This is a genomic window from Pseudovibrio sp. SCP20, assembly GCF_057774105.1.
Map to the genome: position 1 here is coordinate 146394 of NZ_JBYMDH010000006.1, position 18285 is coordinate 164678.

Genomic DNA, 18285 nt, shown 5'->3' on the forward strand with positions numbered 1-18285 from the left:
AACGGAAGTGTTCATTTGAAAATTTAAGATGACAACTTTTCTATTTTCATTCAATGGAACAACGCTACGAAACTTTTCCTGACAAAGTGTCGCATTACAAAGAAATAACTTGTCGCAGCACTAAGGATTTTCATGTAGGTGGCCGGACCGATGCTTCAAAGCTGACCACAAAAACCGGACATTTGTCCGAAACGGCGTTTATCTCTTTGTCTTCTCTTTCTAAATATATTCGCAATAAGCAAGAGGAACTGTGGGAGGAGATAAGCTTTTCAGGCTTTCCTCTTGATTCCATGCAGAACTCAGGCCAATAAAGATACTTAGATTCCTAGAGGTAAGATCCGACTTTTGGATCATATTTCAAGTGTTGACGGGGGTCGTCCACACTCATCCAGAGTCAGGGCGGGGCAACCAAAGCATGACATGTCGGGTTTTCATCAATTCATCATCCTGCCGTTTTTGTGTGGCCAATGGTGAGCTGGGGCAACGTTCTTTACTCAGAACAACCTGTATTACCCTTTAGTCGTGCTCTGAAACGCATCGGCCATGGGCCGAACCACGTTGACAAGGGCATCAACTGAACGCATTAAACTGCCGTTTGTAGCTGTACATATGACTGTTATGAGAACATCCAGAAACGACTTCGCATCTGCTGTAACAAACCGTTTTCGGAAAAATTCACTGGCTCTTGCCTGTGTTGCTTTTGGAGTTCTGAGCTTTCAGCAGATCCCCTCTGCAAAAGCCGACTTTCGCGCATGTAATAAGACCGAAAGCACAGTCAACATCGCAATAGGCTACCGTGATGGCGCCGATTGGATCACCGAAGGATGGTGGACCATCGACAAAAACGCCTGCGACACGTTGGTGTCCGGCGATTTGGCGTCACGTTACTATTACTTGTACGCAGTACAAACGGATCAAAATGGCGAATGGGATGGCAAGGCGTATATGTGTGTACGTCAAAAAAAGTTCACCATTCGCGGTATAGAAGACTGTGTCGCTCGTGGCTATGAGCGAACAGGTTTCTTTGAAATAGATACAGGCGAGCAAAGCAGCTGGACGGTCCAGCTGACGGAGCCGGTAGAGCAAGGAACAGGTGGACGATGAAGCGTAACAGACGGGTCAAAATTCTAGCAACTCTCGGCCCGGCGTCTTCCGAAAAAGAAGCAATCAAAAAGCTATGGCAGGCAGGTGCGGACGTTTTCCGCATCAACATGAGCCACTCCTCCCACGAAGTCCTCAACAATCTGGTTGGTCGCATCCGCGAAGTTGAAGCAGAAGTAGGCCGTCCAATCGGCATTCTCGCTGACCTGCAGGGCCCTAAACTGCGTGTTGGCACTTTTGCAGATGATGCGAAGCCAGTTCTCGAAAATGGCGCAACCTTTGTTGTAGACGCAAACGAAACCCCAGGTGACGCATCCCGCGTTTACCTCCCACACCCGGAAATTCTCGGCAGCCTCGAAGTTGGTCACCGTCTCCTCGTAGACGATGGCAAGATCTGCCTGCGCGTGACCGAAGCATCTCCGCAGCGTTGTGTGACCACTGTTGAAGTGGGCGGCAAGATCTCCAACCGTAAAGGCGTTTCTGTTCCAGATACAGAAATCCCAGTTGGCGCTCTGACCGAAAAAGACCGCGCAGACCTGCTGGCTGCTCTCGATGCAAAAGTTGACTGGATTGCACTGTCCTTCGTACAGCGCCCAGAAGACCTCATCGAAGTGCGCAACACCACTCAGGGCCGCGTTGGCGTTCTGGCTAAAATCGAGAAGCCTCAGGCAATCGACCGTCTCTCCGAGATCATCGAGCTGTCCGACGCAATCATGGTTGCTCGCGGTGACCTTGGCGTTGAAATGCCTCTCGAGAAAGTTCCAGGCCTGCAGAAGCGCATGATCCGCGCATGCCGCAAAGCTGGTAAGCCAGTTGTTGTTGCAACACAGATGCTGGAAAGCATGATCACCTCCCCAGTGCCAACCCGCGCAGAAGTTTCTGACGTGGCAAACGCAGTGTTTGAAGGTGCAGACGCAGTGATGCTCTCCGCAGAATCTGCTGCTGGTGACTTCCCGTTTGAAGCTGTTGCGACCATGGACAAAATCGCGACCGAAGTTGAGCAGGACGAGAACTACCGTTCCATCATCCACGCTCAGCGTACAGAACCAGAAGCAACCGGCGCTGACGCAATCACTGCAGCAGCTCACCAGGTCGCTGAAACTCTGGATCTGGCTGCAATCGTGACCTACACCGCATCTGGTGGAACTGCACTGCGCGCTTCCCGTGAGCGTCCTGCAACTCCAATCATCGCGTTCTCTCCTGAAATGTCTACAGTTCGCCGCCTGACCATCGGTTGGGGTCTGCACTGTGTGGCTAACCAGGATGCAGCAACTGAGGAAGACCTCATCAACCGCGCATGCTGCCTTGCAAACAACGAAGGTTTTGCAAAGCCAGGTCAGCGCGTTCTGGTTTCTGCTGGTGTTCCATTCGGCACCCCAGGTTCCACAAACATGCTGCGCGTCGCGTTCGTTGGTTCCGAAGACGCATAAGCCGTCAACCAACACATCCAACACTACTGAAAAAGCCCGTGATCCAGTATCACGGGCTTTTTCTTTCAATCGATTAAACCGCTGATAGCCTAAAGAGGGCTTCGCCAACTTCCATTAGTAAAACGCCCATTTGAAATCAGTGAGCCATTCACTTTCATCCCACAGCCGCCGCGCAATTTCCGGGTTTAACGCATGGCTGGCGATGCGTGCAACACCAACAGGACCAACACTCTCCATCCGCTTCGTAGGGCCGTAGTACCCATTCGGCTCAGCCTCAAGGCCAGCGGCAGCCAATACAGTCGGCAACGCTCCTCTCTCAGCAGATTGAGCAAACAACTTGTTCATCCACTTATAGGTCTTGCTCATCAGACCTGTCGGCCCCGTGCTCTGCAGGTTGGTGGCAGACCACCCCGGATGGCCCATCGTGACAAAGGACGCACTCCCCGCATCAGACAGACGCCGCTGAAGCTCCAGTCCAAACATCACATTCGCCAGTTTGCTTTGCGAGTAGGCTTTCATAGGCGCGTAGGTTTCACGCATCATCAGATCGTTGAAGTTGATCTTGCCCATCTTGTGAACAAGGCTCGCAACGACAACAAACCGCCCTTGAGCAGCTTCAACATTAGGCTTCAGCAAGCCAGACCAGAGAAAATGGCCAAGATGATTGGTCGCGAACTGCAACTCGTAGCCATCAACACTCTTCAACTCAGGCGTTTGCATAATACCAGCGTTATTGATGAGCCCATCGATCTTGGTGTATCTTGAAGCAACAATTTCTGCTGCAGAGCGAACGGACGCCAGATCACTCAGATCCATCTGAACCAGATCAACTTCTCCTTTCGCTTGAGTTTGCAACGCATGCTGGGCAGCTGAACCTTTTTCAGCATTCCGGCAGGCAATGACCACATTACCGCCCGCTCCCGCGAGCATCCTTGCTGCCTCAAACCCAATTCCGGAGTTACCGCCTGTTATGATATAAGTCTTACCCTCAAGAGAAGGCAGTTGGTCCGCAGTCCAATCGGAAACTGCGCTGCTCTTGTTCGCTGTGCTCATTTCATTCTCCAATACGCAGCACTCACTCTGCTGCATAACAAAGTTGACAACATGAACCATAATTGTCAACTAGGTAAACATGAAAACAAACTTTGACAAAAAGAAGGCGCTGGGTGTTTTCGCCCAATACGGCTTTCGGAAGACTTCAGTCGGTGACGTCGCAAACGCGGTCGGCCTCTCACGCCAATCGCTCTATAAGAAGTTTGGAAGTAAGGAAGAGCTATTCCAGACCATAATCGAGGAGTACTCTGAAGAGATCGGCCTTCAAGCCCTCAAAATCCTTGAAGAAAAGTCAGATGACACCAAGTCCCGCATCTTGAGCGCATTAGACACCATCATTGGTCAGCACGTAGACCTGATGCGGAACTCTGTACATGGCGCTGAGCTGGTTCAGATGGGTGAGCAGGTCATGTCATCTGTCGGCAAAGGCCTGATGCCTCAGGTCATGCTCAAAATCGCTGACGTCATTACTGAGAGTTATGACGACCGCACCAAAGAACAAGCCGAAGACGATGCCTTCATCCTCTTCACACTCGCCAAAGGGCTGTCTCTCACAGTCTCAAGCTACGCGGAATATAAAGACGGCATCACAAGAGCTGCTGATCGCATTCTGGGCTAAAACCCCACCTGCTAGTGATACTGCCCCCACAGTTCCTCACGCAGGCTTTTAACGGCGTCCTGAGCATTCTCCAGCAACGGATAAATGCTCAGCACATGCTGGAACACTTCCAGTGCTTTCTCATTCTCACCCGTCTTTCTAAGGATCATGGCAAAGCCAGAGAGCGCCGGATAATGCCGCGGCTCAATCCGCAGCACTTGTTCAATATCCGCAAGAGAACGTCCCAGATCTTCCTTCAGGAAATGCACCGTCGCTCGTCGGTTCCATCCCTCTACATATCCGGGATCAAGACGAACCACCGCATCCAACAGATCCAACGCCAAACCGTACTCCTTGCCTTCAATCGCCCTCGCAGAGCGCATCATGAGCAAATCCAGCGTATGGCTCCCGGACTGCATGAAAAGGCTATGGATGCGGCGAGAGATCGCCTGAGCGTCTCCCAGCGTGTCAGCATCCCTGAGCTCCAGAAAGAGCGCATCCAGCAACTGCTGACGCGTATGATGCGCAGAATGCCCATGACCTGGCGCCGACCGCCCAATCTGAGCAGGCCCGCCAGCAGGCCCATCAAGAACCGCATCCGGCCCCATGTTGAGCTTTGGATGCCCATCTGGCAATCCGCGCACCACTTGCAGATCTGAGCGCCCTGTAGAGCCATCACGCTCAAAGGCCACAGAACCACCAGTGACCAACAGACATGCCAGTGCTGCCGCACTACCTGCCACGGCAGAGCGCCTTAACCAGTCAGAATGTCGAGAGAAAGGGGCCCTTCCAGAAAATCCGGAAAGTCTATTGAACAGAAACCTGAGTGCTCCTGAAGCGGAGCTGTTTGGGCGTTCAAACGAAAAAAACCGCATAGCAAAAGCATCTCACTTTTGCTACGCGGCTTGCAACTCTTAGAACCAAGGGTTTTTCGCGCTGCTTTATTTCAAATCAGCGCAACAAACTTAACCCTGACGTGCTTTAAAGCGTGGGTTCTTTTTGTTGATGATGTAAACGCGACCCTTGCGGCGTACCATGCGGTTATCACGATGGCGGCCCATGAGTGCCTTAAGAGAGTTCTTAATCTTCATTATCCTACCCCCGGTTAGGGACAATACTTAGGGATCCTGAAGTACCACGATCCGCCAGTGAAAAGAGGCGCTAAGCGCCTCCAGTGTACAGCCTCTGATCTCGCCGCGCTGCGTTCTTAAAGAAGCGGCGCTGGACCTGAGATCAGGACCCGCTCCGCCGGATATACATCCAAGATGTTAACCGACGAAAAATGGTGGGCGTGACAAGGATCGAACTTGTGACCCCTACGATGTCAACGTAGTGCTCTCCCGCTGAGCTACACGCCCGAAACTTTCAAAGAAGCTCGTCCGTCAGCGCTTCAACGCTGCGGTGGAGAGGCGTATAAGAGGAATCTGGAGAACGTGCAAGTCCAAAATTGGAAATTTGCTGTCTCTTTCCACATTCGCCCCTAAAAACTGACTAAACGAGCATTTTTTCCACTTCGCGCACCAGATCCTTTAGGTGAAAAGGCTTGGAAAGAACCTTTGCATCCTGCGGTGCTTTGGAATCAGGATTAAGCGCAACAGCAGCAAATCCAGTGATGAACATGACCTTCAGATCCGGATCAAGCTGAGTAGCTTTGCGAGCCAGTTCAATCCCGTCCATTTCGGGCATCACAATGTCTGTCAGCAAAAGCGCAAAAGGCTCTTCACAGATGCGTTCGTATGCGCTCTTTCCGTTATCAAAGGAAACAACAGTGTGCCCAGCCTTCTCAAGTGCCTTGGACAAGAACTGGCGCATGTCATTATCGTCTTCCGCGAGCAGAATTCGAGACATGTTCGACAACCTTAAAACTCCAGGTGCAGCGACGAGGTTCCTCTCTCAGAGCCGCCCCGTAAATTATTAGAATATGTCAGACGCACTCACCCCTCGCAATCCGACAGATTCCGAATAACGTACGCTGTTAGGTTCAGGAAACTACTCGGGAATACCTGTCAAAACAATAGGGACAAATGAAACAGGTTCACTTCTGAAGAGACTTCTGCGTCAACTGAGGGTCCAGAGCCACACCGCCCCCGCAAACTGCGTAAAATCTCTGAGATCTCTTGCCTATTTCATAAGCAGACTTTGTAATGTCTGGCCCATGGAGCGATCTCGCTCTATACTGAGCGGGATTGCGGCGATTAAGGAATATAAGCTCTGTGACAGTTTTGGAAGATCATCAGATTAAAGCCATTGCGAACTACAGCAGTACGCTTGGCACCGGAGATCAGGTCCCCGCTTTTGAGGTCCTCTCCCCAGATGAACATTCTGTCCCCTTTGTCTTTAACAGCCCCCACTCCGGGCGGGCGTACCTTTCGTCATTCCTGCAATCTTCTCGTCTGGACACCACACAGATCCGCCAGAGCGAGGACGCCTTTGTCGATCTTCTGATCAAAGACGTTGAGCACCTCGGAGCTCCGGTGCTCAAGGCAAACTTTCCACGTGCGTATATTGACGTGAACAGAGAAGCCTATGAGCTCGATCCAAAGATGTTCGAAGGCAAACTCCCAAAGCACATCAATTCGCGCTCTCTGCGCGTTGCAGGCGGCCTCGGCACCATCGCTCGTATCGTTGGCGAACGCCGCGAGATCTACCGCACCCGCATTCCTGCAGAAGAAGGTCTGGATCGTATTGAAAGGGTCTATAAGCCCTATCACAACACCTTGCGGGGGCTCCTGAACAACGTACAGGACAAGTTCGGCCTTGCGGTCCTGGTGGATTGCCACTCCATGCCGTCGGCCAACTCCAACAAGAACCACGATCCCAAAGCCGATTTCGTCATTGGGGACCGCTTTGGAACCAGTTGCTCCGCATGGCTCTCTTCCTGCGCAGTCGGTCTGCTGCAGAACATGGGCTACAACGTAGCGCTCAACCGCCCTTACGCTGGCGGCTACATCACTGAGAACTACGGTAGACCTGAGCGTGGCATTCACGCCCTGCAGGTCGAAATCAACCGCGCACTCTATATGGATGAGCACGCCCATCAACCTCACTCAGGGTTCCATGACCTGCGTAAGGACTTGATGGAGTTTCTGACCGCACTGGTGGAAATGGTGACAGAAACCTTCACCAGAGAAACATTGGCTGCAGAATAAACTGCAGCCCATCCCTTAAAAGCCAAGCCAATAATCGTAAAGCCGCTCGATGTCTGACGAGCACAACAACGGCATGGCCCCTTTCAAAGTATCATCATTCCAATCCCACCACTTCATCTCCTGAAGCATATGCACTTGCTCCTCAGAAAAGCGGGAACGGATAACCTTGACTGGATTGCCTGCAACAACCGTATAAGCAGGAATATCCTTTATCACCACTGCACGGCTGCCAATCAAGGCGCCATTTCCGATCTGCACACCCGGCATGATCATGGCCTCAGATCCAATCCAGACATCATTGCCGATACACGTTGAGCCTGAAGGTTTATAGCCATCCGATGCCCCTTCAAACACAGGCTCATCAAAATAATGGAATGGGAATGTCGAAGCCCACTCTGCCCGATGGCCTTGGTTGCCAGCCATCATAAACACGGCGCCAGATCCAATCGAGCAATACGAGCCGATGATGAGCTTGTCTTGCTCATCCTCCTCAGCACTCAGATAGCGCGCGCACTCATCAAAACTGTGGCCATGATAAAAACCGGAATAATAAGAATGTTTTCCAACGATGATGTTGGGATTGGTTACCTGCTCCCGAAGCGGAATACCCTTAAACGGACACTCAAAATAATTTGGCACCTTTTCCTCCCCTGCCTTGCAACCTTCCTGCGATGGGGAGCATTAACAACTTAACAAAAAAAAGGCCGCGCTCATCCGGGAGGCGGCCTCTAGTCTAGGGAGGAAACACCCTTTCGCGAAGGGCGGCGCAGACTCCAAATGTCGCGCTGCAACAAGGCTCGCACCGCATCGCAAAAACGTCAAGCACTCAACACTGGAATCGCGCTTTTCCTAGACGAATTGGCCAGTTTGTATCCTCGCGACAACACCCTGATTTTTCAGGGATCATGGACGTTGGTATGAGTTTCATGCAGTGCACTAGCACTAAGTCGTAGACGCTCCTGGCACATTAAAAATGAGTCTATTGGCCCGACGCATTTGCACTTTTGAAAATCCTGACTATGGTGCGCAGGCGATTGACTGCTCCTACCGGATGAATTGATATGACCTCTTCCAATCCTGATTACGCTTTTCTTCACAAACTTGCTGACGCTGCAGACGCAAAAACCATGCAGCATTTCCGCAGCGGCTATGAGGTCGACAACAAACTGGACGCAGGCTTTGATCCGGTCACCATCGCGGACCGCTCAGCAGAAGAAGCAATCCGTGCTGTTCTGGAAGCTGAACGACCAGACCACGGCATCATCGGTGAGGAGTACGGCCGAACCCGTGACGACGCAGAAAACGTCTGGGTTCTTGACCCTGTCGACGGCACCCGCTCCTTCATTTGCGGCACACCACTCTGGGGCACGCTGATCGGCCTCAGAACCAACGGCAAGGCGTCTCAAGGCATCATGAGCCAGCCGTACAACAGCGAGCGTTTCTGGGGCAATTGTGAAGAAGCCTTCATGACCGGCCCTCTGGGCGAGCGCACGCTGAAAACACGCAGCTGCGCCTCTCTGTCAGAAGCAATCATCACAACAACAGAGCCGTCGCTCTTCACAGAGACCGAACGCCCTGTGTGGGATGCAATCTGCGCAGAAGCCCGCCTCACCCGCTACAGCACGGATTGCTATGGCTACGCTATGGTGGCAGCAGCTGGCTTTGATGCAGTCATCGAAACAGGCATGAACACCTACGACATCCTCGCTCTGATCCCGATCATCGAAGGCGCTGGTGGTTTCGTCACCAACTGGACTGGCGGCAATGCTGCAGACGGCGGTCAGGTTCTCGCAACAGGCGACAAACGCCTGCACGACGAACTCCTCACCAAACTGGCAAGCGTTGCTGTTTAATCAGCGCTTCCGGGAATAAACGCGTCAAACGCAGCCCAGAACTGTTCCCGATAAGGATCTCGCTCCATTAAAATCTCGTGGCGAGATCCTCGAATTTCCAGAAAACTCATGCCTGGACACGAGCGGCACAGCTCTTCGGCATCATCCGTCGAAACGACTTCATCCCGTCCAGCTCCTATCACCAAAGACGGGACTCCGAACTCAATCTGAAACTCCGGTTCTTTAAAGCGCTCTGTCGCCATGCCCATCGCACGGAACCAGCTCACAGTAGGCGAACCAAGCCCCAACTGCGGCGCAGCTTCAAGAATATCGTTCATGCGCTTGAAGCGATCAGGATCAGAAGTGAGCGTGTTGCCATCATAGTCAACGAGGATCTTGTCGTTGCCGCCGGGAACAAAAGCGTTCCCCATTCCAACCCAAACAAGGCTTTTCGCCAAAGCTCCTGCAAACTTGCGAATCCGCCCACTCATCGCAAGGCCCACCAGAGGAGCTGTCAGCACCGCACGATCAATCTTGGTCTTAAGGCGCCGGTTTGCATGCATAACCACAGCCCCACCTGTCGAGTGCCCAAGCAGGAAGTGAGGACCGGGACAATCAGAGAGAGACACATTGTCGAGAACAGCGTGCAGGTCCAGCGCAAATTCATCAAAGCTTTCAACGTGGCCACGTCGCTCATTCTTCAGCAACCGCTCTGAACCACCCTGCCCGCGCAGATCAAAGGCCACCACATAAAAGCCACGTGCGCGCAGCTCCTCAACGACCTCGAAGTATTTCTCAATAAACTCGGTCCGTCCCTGAACAATGGTCACTGTTCCCTTCAGGGGAGACCCTGTCGGAGCCCAGCGTGCCCAACGGATTTTCACATTGTCTTCCGTCTGCACAAAGCCAGACTCGGTCCCCTCAGGAACACGATTGAAATCCGTATCAACCAGCAGCATCAGCACGTAACCTCTAGTTCTCTCTCACTCAATTTGATAGCCTCTCCGGGTAACCCGCCGCAACCGCAATTTCTGGAAGTTTTCTCAGTTCCAGTATGCGGACTTAAGGATATTTTTCATGCAAGACGCAGACCTGAAATCTGTTTCCCACGAAATCACAAGTATTGAACAACTCGAAGAGCTCTATGGCAGCCCCAAGCAAATCTCGATCGACAAAGAGGTTGGCTACATTTCGGAGCATTATAAAACATTTATCGAAGCGTCTCCCTTCTTCGCACTGTCGACTGTCGCAGAAGAGGGAACAGACTGTTCTCCACGTGGTGACCCAGCTGGTTTTGTAAAGGTCATCGACGAAAAAACCATCGAGTTTGCGGATCGCCGCGGCAACAACCGCATCGACAGCCTGCGCAACATCGTAAGAGATCCACGCATCTCCTTGCTTTTCATGATCCCAGGTATTGGCGAAACTGTAAGAATTAACGGTAAGGCCAGCATCTCCACGGATCCAGCTCGTCTGGAAGCACATATGATGGAAGGCAAACTACCCAAGTCGGTCATCACAGTGACTGTCGACACCATCTACTTCCAATGTCAGAAAGCCATTTACCGCTCTGGCCTCTGGACAGAAGAAGCAAAGGTTGACCGCAAGTCGATCCCATCTGCGGGGCAAATGGCACAGTCTCTTTCAAAAGTTGAGTTTGATGGCGCAGCCTACGACAAAGCTTACCCAGCTCGTCTGAAAGAAACAGCTTACTAAACCCAGACACCGAAAGACCTGCCTTGATCGCAAAAAGGCAGGTCAGACGGATAAACAGATTAAGAAGGTCGGCAGTCGCGCTTAGTAGCCCAGGTAACGGTACTTCAGGATCCAGCCACTGTAAGCATCAACAACCAAGCGAGCCGGATAATGGCCTTGCCAGTTGGCTTTCACGATGTAAACATCGCCCTTACGCTTCACTTTCTTGAAGTTGCGGTAGCCCCAGGAACGCAGACGACGTTTGATCTGCTTCTTGTTCAGCACATGATGCTGCCCATGCCCCCAGTGACGATGCTTTTTATAGTGAGCCTGCGTCACCTGAACGCTTACATTTGGCCCATCAAAACTAAATTTGGTTGCAGCACTCGCCGGAGCCGCCGCGCCAGAAACTCCTAAAGCCACAACAGCTGCAGCGGCCAGTCCGGTAACTTTTTTCTTCAAAGCATTCATCTGTTTTCTCCTTGTTGGCAGTAGGTATTGGCTGAACACAAGAAGACACTAACAAGCACCAGATGTACGGGATCAGAAGCCCTCGTTCAGGTTCTGTTAATCTGCAAAATCCGGGCACCAAACGAGCAAAAACACCTATTTTGAAAAAAAGCTCTTGAAACTTATTCAGCCCGTTCCCATCTCAAAATCACAGGCGCCACAGAGTGGGTCTGACACCGCTTAGAACCTTCGCCAATGACGGGAAGGCACTGTAAGCAAAAGGAAAATTTCATCGTCCGCGCGCTTTGCGGCGAATGGTGAACGTTGCTCAGATGGCTGATTAGCCACACAAAAGAGGACACTAAAAATGCGTCATTTCGATCTTACTCCCCTCTACCGTTCCACAGTTGGTTTCGACCGTCTTTTCTCCATGTTGGACTCAGGAACGGAGCAGCAGGGATCAGCATATCCTCCTTACAACATTGAGCGCACAGGAGAGAGCGCCTACCGCATCTCCATGGCAGTCGCCGGTTTTAAGGAAGATGAACTGACCATTGAAGCTAAAGAACATGTCTTGACTGTTTCCGGCGAGAAAAAGCCTGAAAGCGATGAAAAAGAAGTTCTCTATCGCGGAATCGCCTCCCGCGCTTTTGAACGCCGCTTCCAGATCGCTGAGTATGTGAAAGTGATTGGCGCAAGTCTGGAGCACGGATTGCTCCACATTGACCTCATCAGAGAAATCCCTGAGGCAATGAAACCGCGCAAAATCAACATCACATCTGGTGACAAGAAAGAACACAAACAGATTGAAGGCGAAACAGTAGCTCACTAAAGCAGCCCAAACCGCAAAGCCCTCGCGAGGAACCTTCCTCCCAAACTCCCACCCTCGCGAGTGGCCACCCTGGTAACATTCTGAATAACCCAAGGCGTGTTTCTGAAGCAGAAACCGAGTTTAGAAGCACGCAGTCTCTCTAAGATTGGCTGGCCCGCCTCCAGTCAGCCAATCTCATTCAAATCAACAGGTTCCTCCTCCGCACATTCCCATGCGGATCTGTCTGGCTGCCTCTCCCCCCCCAAAGGGCCAGACACAATTAACGCCCCGCTTGCCCCAGCGGGGCGTTCTTTTATGCGCTCACCACTGCATACTTCTGCGCTTTCACACGCAAACTCAGCATCATTTTCAGGAATAACCGCGTTTCCTATGCCCACTCAGCTACTTAAGAAAATCTGAGTGGTAAGTTACACGCAAAAAAACATATGTAGAGTGCAAAGCTTAAGGCAGAGCCTTGAACCCACTGGACCGACACCGCGAGGGTTAGCCTCTAACACCCTTGCTATACCCTTGCAGGTGCCCCGCTGGTCTGCGGATTTATATCCCTCCGCAGGCCAGCATTCTACGTCTCAACCGCCCACACCGCAACCACAAGATGCAACCGCGATGCAAGCATATTGCCGTCGGATTTACATCTGACAGTTCTGTTGCTTGTAGTTGTAGAGTAGCCCGGTTAGCTCTTCGGCTTTTTTCACTGATGCAACTCTGAACTGAAGGTGCCGGGGAATTTGCACTGCTCCCGTTAGCAACTGATCTTCTTTCGGGGCATCCCCCAGATACATCAAGTTAACAACCAAGGCTTGAGGGTTTTCAAGTCTCTTTGCCTTTTGAGCAAACTGATAGAACAAAGGAGCATCCTCATGAATCTGAGGTGTTCCTAAGCCACCATTTTCATCAGACTTGAAGACACTCGTGAGATTGAAGGTTAACGTACCGTTTGGTTGAGCAAAAATCTTTTGAAGCGCTTTATGATCAACAGCACTTGCTTCATCGCTGGTAAAACGTTTCTGCTCGGTTGTCTGACCAGAGGCGCTTTGAAGCGTTAACGTTCCACCCTTCAAACGCTTATGCGATGGTTCAGAAAACTTTATCAGAGAAGCAGCAAGCGAAACCGGTTTACTCGCCAACTGGTCCCACCCTGCTTTTAGCAAGGCCCCCTTGGGCTGCAGTGTAAAAATCTCAACTCTTCTGAATTGAAAACCTCTCAAATCTGCAGTGAGGTATGTGCTGGTATAGTTATCAGAGTCATTAAAGCCCTTGGTCTTCTTCTCCAGCTCGACAGTTAACTGACATCCACGCAGTGTGATATCAAGATCAGGCTCATTTTGCTCCGCACGTATCGCGGCAATCACATCCTCTGCAGTCGGTCCACCGTTCCAAAACAGCATGTATCCAGCTAAGCCCAGTGTGAGCAAAGCTGCTGCAGCAATCACTATATATCTCAAAAGATTATCTCCGATTAGCGACCTATAAACATGCATGGAGCCCACAATCAAAACGGCTCGAAAAGCACGTGATTACTCACTAATGAGTTTTTCTTGCGCAAAGCATATACGCGTAAACAGACACCTTAGGGGGCCGCATTCCGATCTCCCCTAAGATGATAAATTTTGCCGCTGTTAGCCGCGCAGATGGGCTAGAAACTCGTCGACCATTTCTGGCGTCGTAGCGAAGCAGGTGACCAGGCGGAGGAACACTTCGTCTTCGGAAGTGAAGTCCGCTGGAATGTCGTAGAACTTCGCGCCAGCAGCTTCCAAACGAGCAGCTTGTTCTTTGGTGAACACTGGGAACAGCTCATTTGCCTCAGGCTTGATTGGCAGACGCACACCTTCAATGTCACGCATACCATCAGCAAGACGAGTACACATCGCATTGGCATGACGAGCGGTCGCCAGCCAGCTGTCGTCTTTCAGGTAACCTTCAAACTGCGCTGAGATGAAGCGTGCCTTGGAAAAGACCTGAGCTGCACGTTTACGCAGATATTCAAACCCTTCAGCATCTTCTGGATTGAAGAAGACCACAGCTTCCGCGCACCAGCAGCCGTTCTTGGTTCCGCCAAAGGACAGCACATCCACACCGGCTTTCCATGTCATCTCCGCTGGTGAAACATCCAGAGAGACCAACGCATTCGCAAACCGCGCACCATCCATATGCAAAGGCACATTGCGGGAATGAGCAACGTCAGCCAACGCCTGAATTTCATCCAGCTGATAGAGAGTTCCAAACTCTGTCACCTGTGAGATGGAAACCGCAGCAGGACGTCCGTGCATCGGATTGTTATCCGGCACTTTGTCCATAGCAATCCGCAATGCATCTGGCGTCAGTTTGCCGTGCTCACCGCCAATACCAATCAGCTTGTTGCCAGCAGTAAAGAACTCCGGCGCATGACACTCATCCACGTTGATGTGTGCATCTTCATGGCAGAACACAGCACCACCCGGCTTCGCATAAGTAGCAAGCGCCAGGGAATTGGCTGCTGTACCGGTTGAAACCAGAAACACAGCCACTTCTTTTTCAAAGAGATCATTGAACTGCTGCTCAATAGAGCGGCTCAATGGATCAACCCCATAAGCGGTGGCAAAGCCGCTTGTATGGTTCGAGAGTGCAGTCATTACTGCACTCGTCGCACCTGCCCAGTTGTCACTCGCAAAAATCATAGGATTTGAATAACAACAAACCGAGGGAACTCAAGCCATTTATTGACCTAAACGGCAAAGCTCTCCACCAGAAGCAGCTTAAGTCGCTTCAATCCCAGAATGAGCGCATTGCTGTTCAGCATCAGTCACACCAGACTTCAGCGACAAAACAAGAGGGCAATGATCAGAGACTTCAGGCTTTTGCAGCACCTGAAAGTTTGAAATCTGATCGACTTGATCAATCAGCATATAATCAGCAAACTTTCCCGGCTTCTTGTAATAGGAGTTCCGGGTCGTCTCGACACCATAGTGCTTGACCAACTCAACCAAACCATCTGCTTCAAGCAGTCTTATTGTTTCGCTGTCAGGCTCCACATTAAAGTCACCACAAATCACTCGCAGGTCTTCTGGTTCAGATACAGCCTGCGAAATCTTGAGAAGCCTCTTAGCTTGCGCAAGACGATCTGGCGTATCCATCTTACCCTTTAAGTCACGCAGCCCATGCATCTGAGTGATGCTCACCGCCCGATCGCTGGCATAGTCATACACGCGAACCCCATGCGCACTGCGAGATCGCGGATGTTCCCCGTACCCATCCGCTGAAAAGCCCTTATGCACAAACCCTTGGACCTGCCCAATTATGGGAAACGAGCGATGCACAAAGGTTGCCAGTCCCCATTGAGAAGGGACGGACTTTTCGTCATCCCACAGAACACCCTGCGCTGCGGGACAAAAGACAGCAACATGTTCCGGAAGAGCTTCGCAGACATCCCGAAAGAGGTTGGCGCGTTGAGGCAAAACATGATCCCCATCGCGATAAGTCAGCCAGTCCTTATCACTTTCGGGCGTATGCACCACCTCCTGCAAACACAGTACAGCAGGCAGGGCTTGTGAGAGATAAGGCAGCAAGTCGGAGTAAAGCGTTCCGCCCCAACCGTTCAGAGACATTATCTGCAAAGCCACCTCCCTCATTTTTGTCGCGTGGGCTCTAGTCTTATACGCAAACAAAAAAGGGCGCATCAACTCAACAGTGATGCGCCCATAATCTGTACTTAAGCCTACACGATAGGGAGGCTGTAAATCAGAACCTTATGCGTGGCTCTTGGTATCAGACAAACCAGTCTCATGGTGAATGCCAAACCACTTGCCCAGCACCCAGTCCAGAGAGAAAACGCCAGGACCACGGATCACCAGCACGGTTGCCAGGAAGATCCAGAGCGCGCGCTGGTCAAAGATCAGTGCAGATGGATGACGATCAAACAGTGCACCAATAGTCGGCAAGTCTACACCATGACCAACCACATCCACGATGGACATAACAACCACAAAACCAATGAAACCGATGCTCGCAGCACGGGTGAACAAACCCACGACGATCAGCACAGGAATGATGATTTCACCCCATGTTCCCAGCAGAACGATCAAGCCATACGGAAAGAACGCGATCTGGGAGATGTCATAACCAGCCGCTTCAGTAATATGCGGCAGAATCTGCGCATAAGCACCTGTTGATGGCGACAGGAATCCGAAGAAACCATCACCCAACTTGGTCAGCGCTGAGTTCCAGAAGTACATGAACAGGACGCCAGCAAACAGGAACCGCGCAGTCAAACCAAGGAACCAACCTTCAGTAACGCGCTCTAGCCAGCCAAATACGCCCTGATATAAATTTACAAGCATTCTCATCGGATTCCTCCTCAGGTGCTTCCCACCACTCGGGGGCCATACCGCCCGGCCCCGCGTAATCATTACTAAGCTTTGATATGGACGCTCGCGAACACGCGCGCGCTCAACAGGCAGCCCAATGCCTGCGACAGATCAAAGAGTTTAAAAGAGGACGAAACCACGTCAGCGGCCTCTCCCAATGTCTTGCCAAAGAACAGCAAATCAGCGAATGCCGCTACGTCCTGAGCCAATCCGGTCAGTGTCACGTCCATGTCTGGACGGCAAATCAAAATCGCTTGATCAGCTTCTGGAGTAACACCCTCCACGTTCTCTGAACGGTTCTGCTTCCAGATCTCGCTCAGCGGAAAACGGGAGTAAATCAGTTTGTGTGCAGGGATCGGCGTAAACACCGCATCCCCTAGTTTTGCTGGATCAATCTTGGTCAATGCATCCGGCGCCAGAGGGCTCGCATCTGCACCGTGGTACACACGCAGCCAAGCCCATTCCATCTCCGCCACATCCTTCAGATACGGATAATCCGCCAATGGAGGAAACGCGCCAATGAACTCGGAGAACCTGCCACCAAACTCGCTAAGCACAGGCTGCTCAGGCGGGCTTTTGCGAATAAACTCTGCAGCAAGGGCCCGAAAGTAATCACGCCCAACCAACTCATGAACCGCAGGAAAGTTGGCAGCCATTGCATCAATCAGGCTCGCCATCACGTTATTGCGGTAAACGCCATAACGCTTCTCTGATGGATTACCATCACGTCCAACAACCCCGTCGGGAACTGGAACGGCTGGATTCATCAACCCGTCAGAAAACATGTCAAAGCCTTGCATGTTCGTCTGCAAGTCTTGCAAAGGAACGCCAAATCCTTTCAAGGCAATCTTTTCCTTCGTGTTATCAGGCGCCTGAGACATGGTCACTCCGCTCTTCAGAAGCATTTGCGTGTGCTTCAATGTGGGATTGGATCACCACATCAGCCTGCTCGGCTTCGTAAGCCAGAATTTCCCAGGTCGGAATGTTTGCATCCCACTCAATCAGTGTTGGCTGAGGACCAGTCCGATCAATTGTGCGGGCATACAGAGCCCAGACCGGATCAGCGACCTTGCGGTCATGTGCATCGATAAGAAGAGGATAACCCAGCTCGTCTGTTTCTGGGGCGTGCCCACCCAGATGGATTTCCTGAACATGTTCAACCGGGAACCGATCCACATAGTCTTCAGGTGAACCACCGGAGTTGGTTGCAGAAACAAACACATTGTTCACGTCCAGCAGCAATCCGCAGCCGGTCCGTTTCACAATTTCACGAAGAAAATCAGTTTCTTCGTAGGTGCTTTCTTTGAAGATCACATATGCACTTGGATTTTCAAGCAGCATCTGACGTCCAAGGAAAGTCTGCACCTCATCAATATGATCAACCACCTGCTGCAAAGTCACTTCTGTGTATGGCAGCGGCAGAAGGTCATTGAAGTACTCAGTGTCATGCGTTGACCACGCCAGGTGTTCACTGAAGAGACCTGGATCGTAACGGTCAACAACGTCTTTCACACGAGCAAGGTGATCTTTGTTCAAAGGATCAGCACCACCAATGGAAAGGCCAACGCCATGAACGGAAAGAGGGTAATCCCGACGGATCGCTTCAAGGTAACCATGTGGAGGACCACCAGCACCCATATAGTTTTCCGCGTGAATTTCGAAGAAGCCCATATCTGGTTTTTCATTGAGAATGGTGCGGTAGTGATCAGCCTTTAAGCCGACGCCACCTCGTGCAGGCAGTTTTGCATTGACCCTTTGCGCACTCATATCGCACCTCGTTCTCTATTATGACTTCTTCTTAA

Annotated in this window: 20 protein-coding genes and 1 tRNA gene; 7 read left to right on the forward strand and 14 right to left on the reverse strand. The window is 51.5% G+C overall.

What is annotated here, in order from left to right:
- The first annotated feature begins 609 nt into the window (after positions 1–609).
- Positions 610–1104 (forward strand): DUF1036 domain-containing protein, encoded by a 495-nt coding sequence (locus tag AC3CB2_RS21095; protein WP_037037809.1) that lies wholly within the window; start codon positions 610–612, stop codon positions 1102–1104.
- Positions 1101–2531, forward strand: a complete 1431-nt coding sequence (gene pyk, locus AC3CB2_RS21100; protein WP_008551633.1) for a pyruvate kinase — start codon at positions 1101–1103, stop codon at positions 2529–2531. The genes AC3CB2_RS21095 and pyk overlap by 4 nt, the downstream gene beginning before the upstream one ends.
- A gap of 114 nt (positions 2532–2645) precedes the next feature.
- Here the strand turns inward: pyk and AC3CB2_RS21105 are convergent, their stop codons facing one another.
- The gene (locus tag AC3CB2_RS21105; RefSeq protein WP_352936197.1) at positions 2646–3584 is read right to left on the reverse strand and encodes an oxidoreductase; all 939 of its coding nucleotides are present in this window, start codon (positions 3582–3584) and stop codon (positions 2646–2648) included.
- Positions 3585–3663: 79 nt separating this feature from the next.
- Between AC3CB2_RS21105 and AC3CB2_RS21110 the strand changes: the two genes are divergently transcribed.
- Positions 3664–4203 carry a TetR/AcrR family transcriptional regulator gene (locus AC3CB2_RS21110; protein WP_352936199.1) on the forward strand — a complete coding sequence of 180 codons (540 nt, stop codon included), beginning with the start codon at positions 3664–3666 and terminating at the stop codon, positions 4201–4203.
- A gap of 11 nt (positions 4204–4214) precedes the next feature.
- Here the strand turns inward: AC3CB2_RS21110 and AC3CB2_RS21115 are convergent, their stop codons facing one another.
- From AC3CB2_RS21115 to cpdR, 4 genes are all read right to left on the reverse strand, one after another.
- The gene (locus AC3CB2_RS21115) at positions 4215–4925 is read right to left on the reverse strand and encodes a tetratricopeptide repeat protein (protein ID WP_352936201.1); all 711 of its coding nucleotides are present in this window, start codon (positions 4923–4925) and stop codon (positions 4215–4217) included.
- 222 nt (positions 4926–5147) lie between these two features.
- Positions 5148–5273: a type B 50S ribosomal protein L36 gene (gene ykgO / locus AC3CB2_RS21120; RefSeq protein ID WP_008551489.1), complete on the reverse strand. Its 126-nt coding sequence runs from the start codon at positions 5271–5273 to the stop codon at positions 5148–5150.
- Between the two features lie 192 nt (positions 5274–5465).
- Positions 5466–5540: transfer RNA gene (locus tag AC3CB2_RS21125), tRNA-Val, on the reverse strand.
- 133 nt (positions 5541–5673) lie between these two features.
- On the reverse strand, positions 5674–6030 hold the full coding sequence (gene cpdR / locus AC3CB2_RS21130) for a cell cycle two-component system response regulator CpdR (protein WP_008551455.1): 357 nt from the start codon (positions 6028–6030) through the stop codon (positions 5674–5676).
- A 398-nt stretch (positions 6031–6428) separates the two neighbouring features.
- On the opposite strand from cpdR, the gene AC3CB2_RS21135 reads away from it, so the two are divergent.
- On the forward strand, positions 6429–7331 hold the full coding sequence (locus tag AC3CB2_RS21135) for an N-formylglutamate amidohydrolase (RefSeq protein WP_083417428.1): 903 nt from the start codon (positions 6429–6431) through the stop codon (positions 7329–7331).
- Between the two features lie 15 nt (positions 7332–7346).
- Here the strand turns inward: AC3CB2_RS21135 and catB are convergent, their stop codons facing one another.
- A complete protein-coding gene (catB, locus tag AC3CB2_RS21140) occupies positions 7347–7970 on the reverse strand; it encodes a type B chloramphenicol O-acetyltransferase (RefSeq protein WP_352936204.1) in 624 nt (207 codons plus the stop codon).
- Between the two features lie 422 nt (positions 7971–8392).
- On the opposite strand from catB, the gene hisN reads away from it, so the two are divergent.
- The gene (gene hisN / locus AC3CB2_RS21145; RefSeq protein ID WP_352936206.1) at positions 8393–9184 is read left to right on the forward strand and encodes a histidinol-phosphatase; all 792 of its coding nucleotides are present in this window, start codon (positions 8393–8395) and stop codon (positions 9182–9184) included.
- Here the strand turns inward: hisN and AC3CB2_RS21150 are convergent.
- A complete protein-coding gene (locus AC3CB2_RS21150) occupies positions 9181–10122 on the reverse strand; it encodes an alpha/beta fold hydrolase (protein ID WP_352936208.1) in 942 nt (313 codons plus the stop codon). The genes hisN and AC3CB2_RS21150 overlap by 4 nt on opposite strands.
- Positions 10123–10240: 118 nt before the next feature.
- On the opposite strand from AC3CB2_RS21150, the gene AC3CB2_RS21155 reads away from it, so the two are divergent.
- The gene (locus tag AC3CB2_RS21155) at positions 10241–10879 is read left to right on the forward strand and encodes a pyridoxamine 5'-phosphate oxidase family protein (RefSeq protein WP_352936210.1); all 639 of its coding nucleotides are present in this window, start codon (positions 10241–10243) and stop codon (positions 10877–10879) included.
- 81 nt (positions 10880–10960) lie between these two features.
- On the opposite strand, the gene AC3CB2_RS21160 is transcribed toward AC3CB2_RS21155, so the two are convergent.
- A complete protein-coding gene (locus tag AC3CB2_RS21160) occupies positions 10961–11329 on the reverse strand; it encodes a hypothetical protein (RefSeq protein WP_352936212.1) in 369 nt (122 codons plus the stop codon).
- Positions 11330–11675: 346 nt separating this feature from the next.
- Here AC3CB2_RS21160 and AC3CB2_RS21165 point away from each other — a divergent pair, with 346 nt between their 5' ends.
- Entirely contained in the window at positions 11676–12140 is a 465-nt protein-coding gene (locus AC3CB2_RS21165; RefSeq protein ID WP_008551438.1) for an Hsp20 family protein, read from the forward strand.
- A gap of 629 nt (positions 12141–12769) precedes the next feature.
- On the opposite strand, the gene AC3CB2_RS21170 is transcribed toward AC3CB2_RS21165, so the two are convergent.
- The 6 genes from AC3CB2_RS21170 to bufB form a co-directional block, all read right to left on the reverse strand.
- Positions 12770–13573 (reverse strand): hypothetical protein, encoded by an 804-nt coding sequence (locus AC3CB2_RS21170; protein ID WP_352936214.1) that lies wholly within the window; start codon positions 13571–13573, stop codon positions 12770–12772.
- 186 nt (positions 13574–13759) lie between these two features.
- Positions 13760–14797 carry a threonine aldolase family protein gene (locus AC3CB2_RS21175; RefSeq protein ID WP_352936216.1) on the reverse strand — a complete coding sequence of 346 codons (1038 nt, stop codon included), beginning with the start codon at positions 14795–14797 and terminating at the stop codon, positions 13760–13762.
- 78 nt (positions 14798–14875) lie between these two features.
- The gene (locus AC3CB2_RS21180; RefSeq protein WP_352936218.1) at positions 14876–15724 is read right to left on the reverse strand and encodes an endonuclease/exonuclease/phosphatase family protein; all 849 of its coding nucleotides are present in this window, start codon (positions 15722–15724) and stop codon (positions 14876–14878) included.
- A gap of 141 nt (positions 15725–15865) precedes the next feature.
- Complete coding sequence (locus AC3CB2_RS21185; RefSeq protein ID WP_054783539.1) at positions 15866–16456, reverse strand: DoxX family protein; 591 nt, start codon at positions 16454–16456, stop codon at positions 15866–15868.
- A 71-nt stretch (positions 16457–16527) separates the two neighbouring features.
- On the reverse strand, positions 16528–17364 hold the full coding sequence (locus AC3CB2_RS21190) for an HvfC/BufC family peptide modification chaperone (RefSeq protein ID WP_352936220.1): 837 nt from the start codon (positions 17362–17364) through the stop codon (positions 16528–16530).
- Complete coding sequence (gene bufB, locus AC3CB2_RS21195; RefSeq protein WP_075697942.1) at positions 17348–18250, reverse strand: MNIO family bufferin maturase; 903 nt, start codon at positions 18248–18250, stop codon at positions 17348–17350. Before bufB ends, AC3CB2_RS21190 begins: the two co-directional genes overlap by 17 nt.
- Positions 18251–18285 lie beyond the last annotated feature (35 nt).

Coding starts and splice junctions, on each gene's coding strand:
- AC3CB2_RS21095 (WP_037037809.1), top strand. CDS start 610: ATGACTGTTATGAGAACATCCAGAAACGACTTCGCATCTGCTGTAACA.
- pyk (WP_008551633.1), top strand. CDS start 1,101: ATGAAGCGTAACAGACGGGTCAAAATTCTAGCAACTCTCGGCCCGGCG.
- AC3CB2_RS21105 (WP_352936197.1), bottom strand. CDS start 3,584: ATGAGCACAGCGAACAAGAGCAGCGCAGTTTCCGATTGGACTGCGGAC.
- AC3CB2_RS21110 (WP_352936199.1), top strand. CDS start 3,664: ATGAAAACAAACTTTGACAAAAAGAAGGCGCTGGGTGTTTTCGCCCAA.
- ykgO (WP_008551489.1), bottom strand. CDS start 5,273: ATGAAGATTAAGAACTCTCTTAAGGCACTCATGGGCCGCCATCGTGAT.
- cpdR (WP_008551455.1), bottom strand. CDS start 6,030: ATGTCTCGAATTCTGCTCGCGGAAGACGATAATGACATGCGCCAGTTC.
- hisN (WP_352936206.1), top strand. CDS start 8,393: ATGACCTCTTCCAATCCTGATTACGCTTTTCTTCACAAACTTGCTGAC.
- AC3CB2_RS21150 (WP_352936208.1), bottom strand. CDS start 10,122: ATGCTGCTGGTTGATACGGATTTCAATCGTGTTCCTGAGGGGACCGAG.
- AC3CB2_RS21155 (WP_352936210.1), top strand. CDS start 10,241: ATGCAAGACGCAGACCTGAAATCTGTTTCCCACGAAATCACAAGTATT.
- AC3CB2_RS21160 (WP_352936212.1), bottom strand. CDS start 11,329: ATGAATGCTTTGAAGAAAAAAGTTACCGGACTGGCCGCTGCAGCTGTT.
- AC3CB2_RS21165 (WP_008551438.1), top strand. CDS start 11,676: ATGCGTCATTTCGATCTTACTCCCCTCTACCGTTCCACAGTTGGTTTC.
- AC3CB2_RS21175 (WP_352936216.1), bottom strand. CDS start 14,797: ATGATTTTTGCGAGTGACAACTGGGCAGGTGCGACGAGTGCAGTAATG.
- AC3CB2_RS21180 (WP_352936218.1), bottom strand. CDS start 15,724: ATGTCTCTGAACGGTTGGGGCGGAACGCTTTACTCCGACTTGCTGCCT.
- AC3CB2_RS21185 (WP_054783539.1), bottom strand. CDS start 16,456: ATGCTTGTAAATTTATATCAGGGCGTATTTGGCTGGCTAGAGCGCGTT.
- AC3CB2_RS21190 (WP_352936220.1), bottom strand. CDS start 17,364: ATGTCTCAGGCGCCTGATAACACGAAGGAAAAGATTGCCTTGAAAGGA.
- bufB (WP_075697942.1), bottom strand. CDS start 18,250: ATGAGTGCGCAAAGGGTCAATGCAAAACTGCCTGCACGAGGTGGCGTC.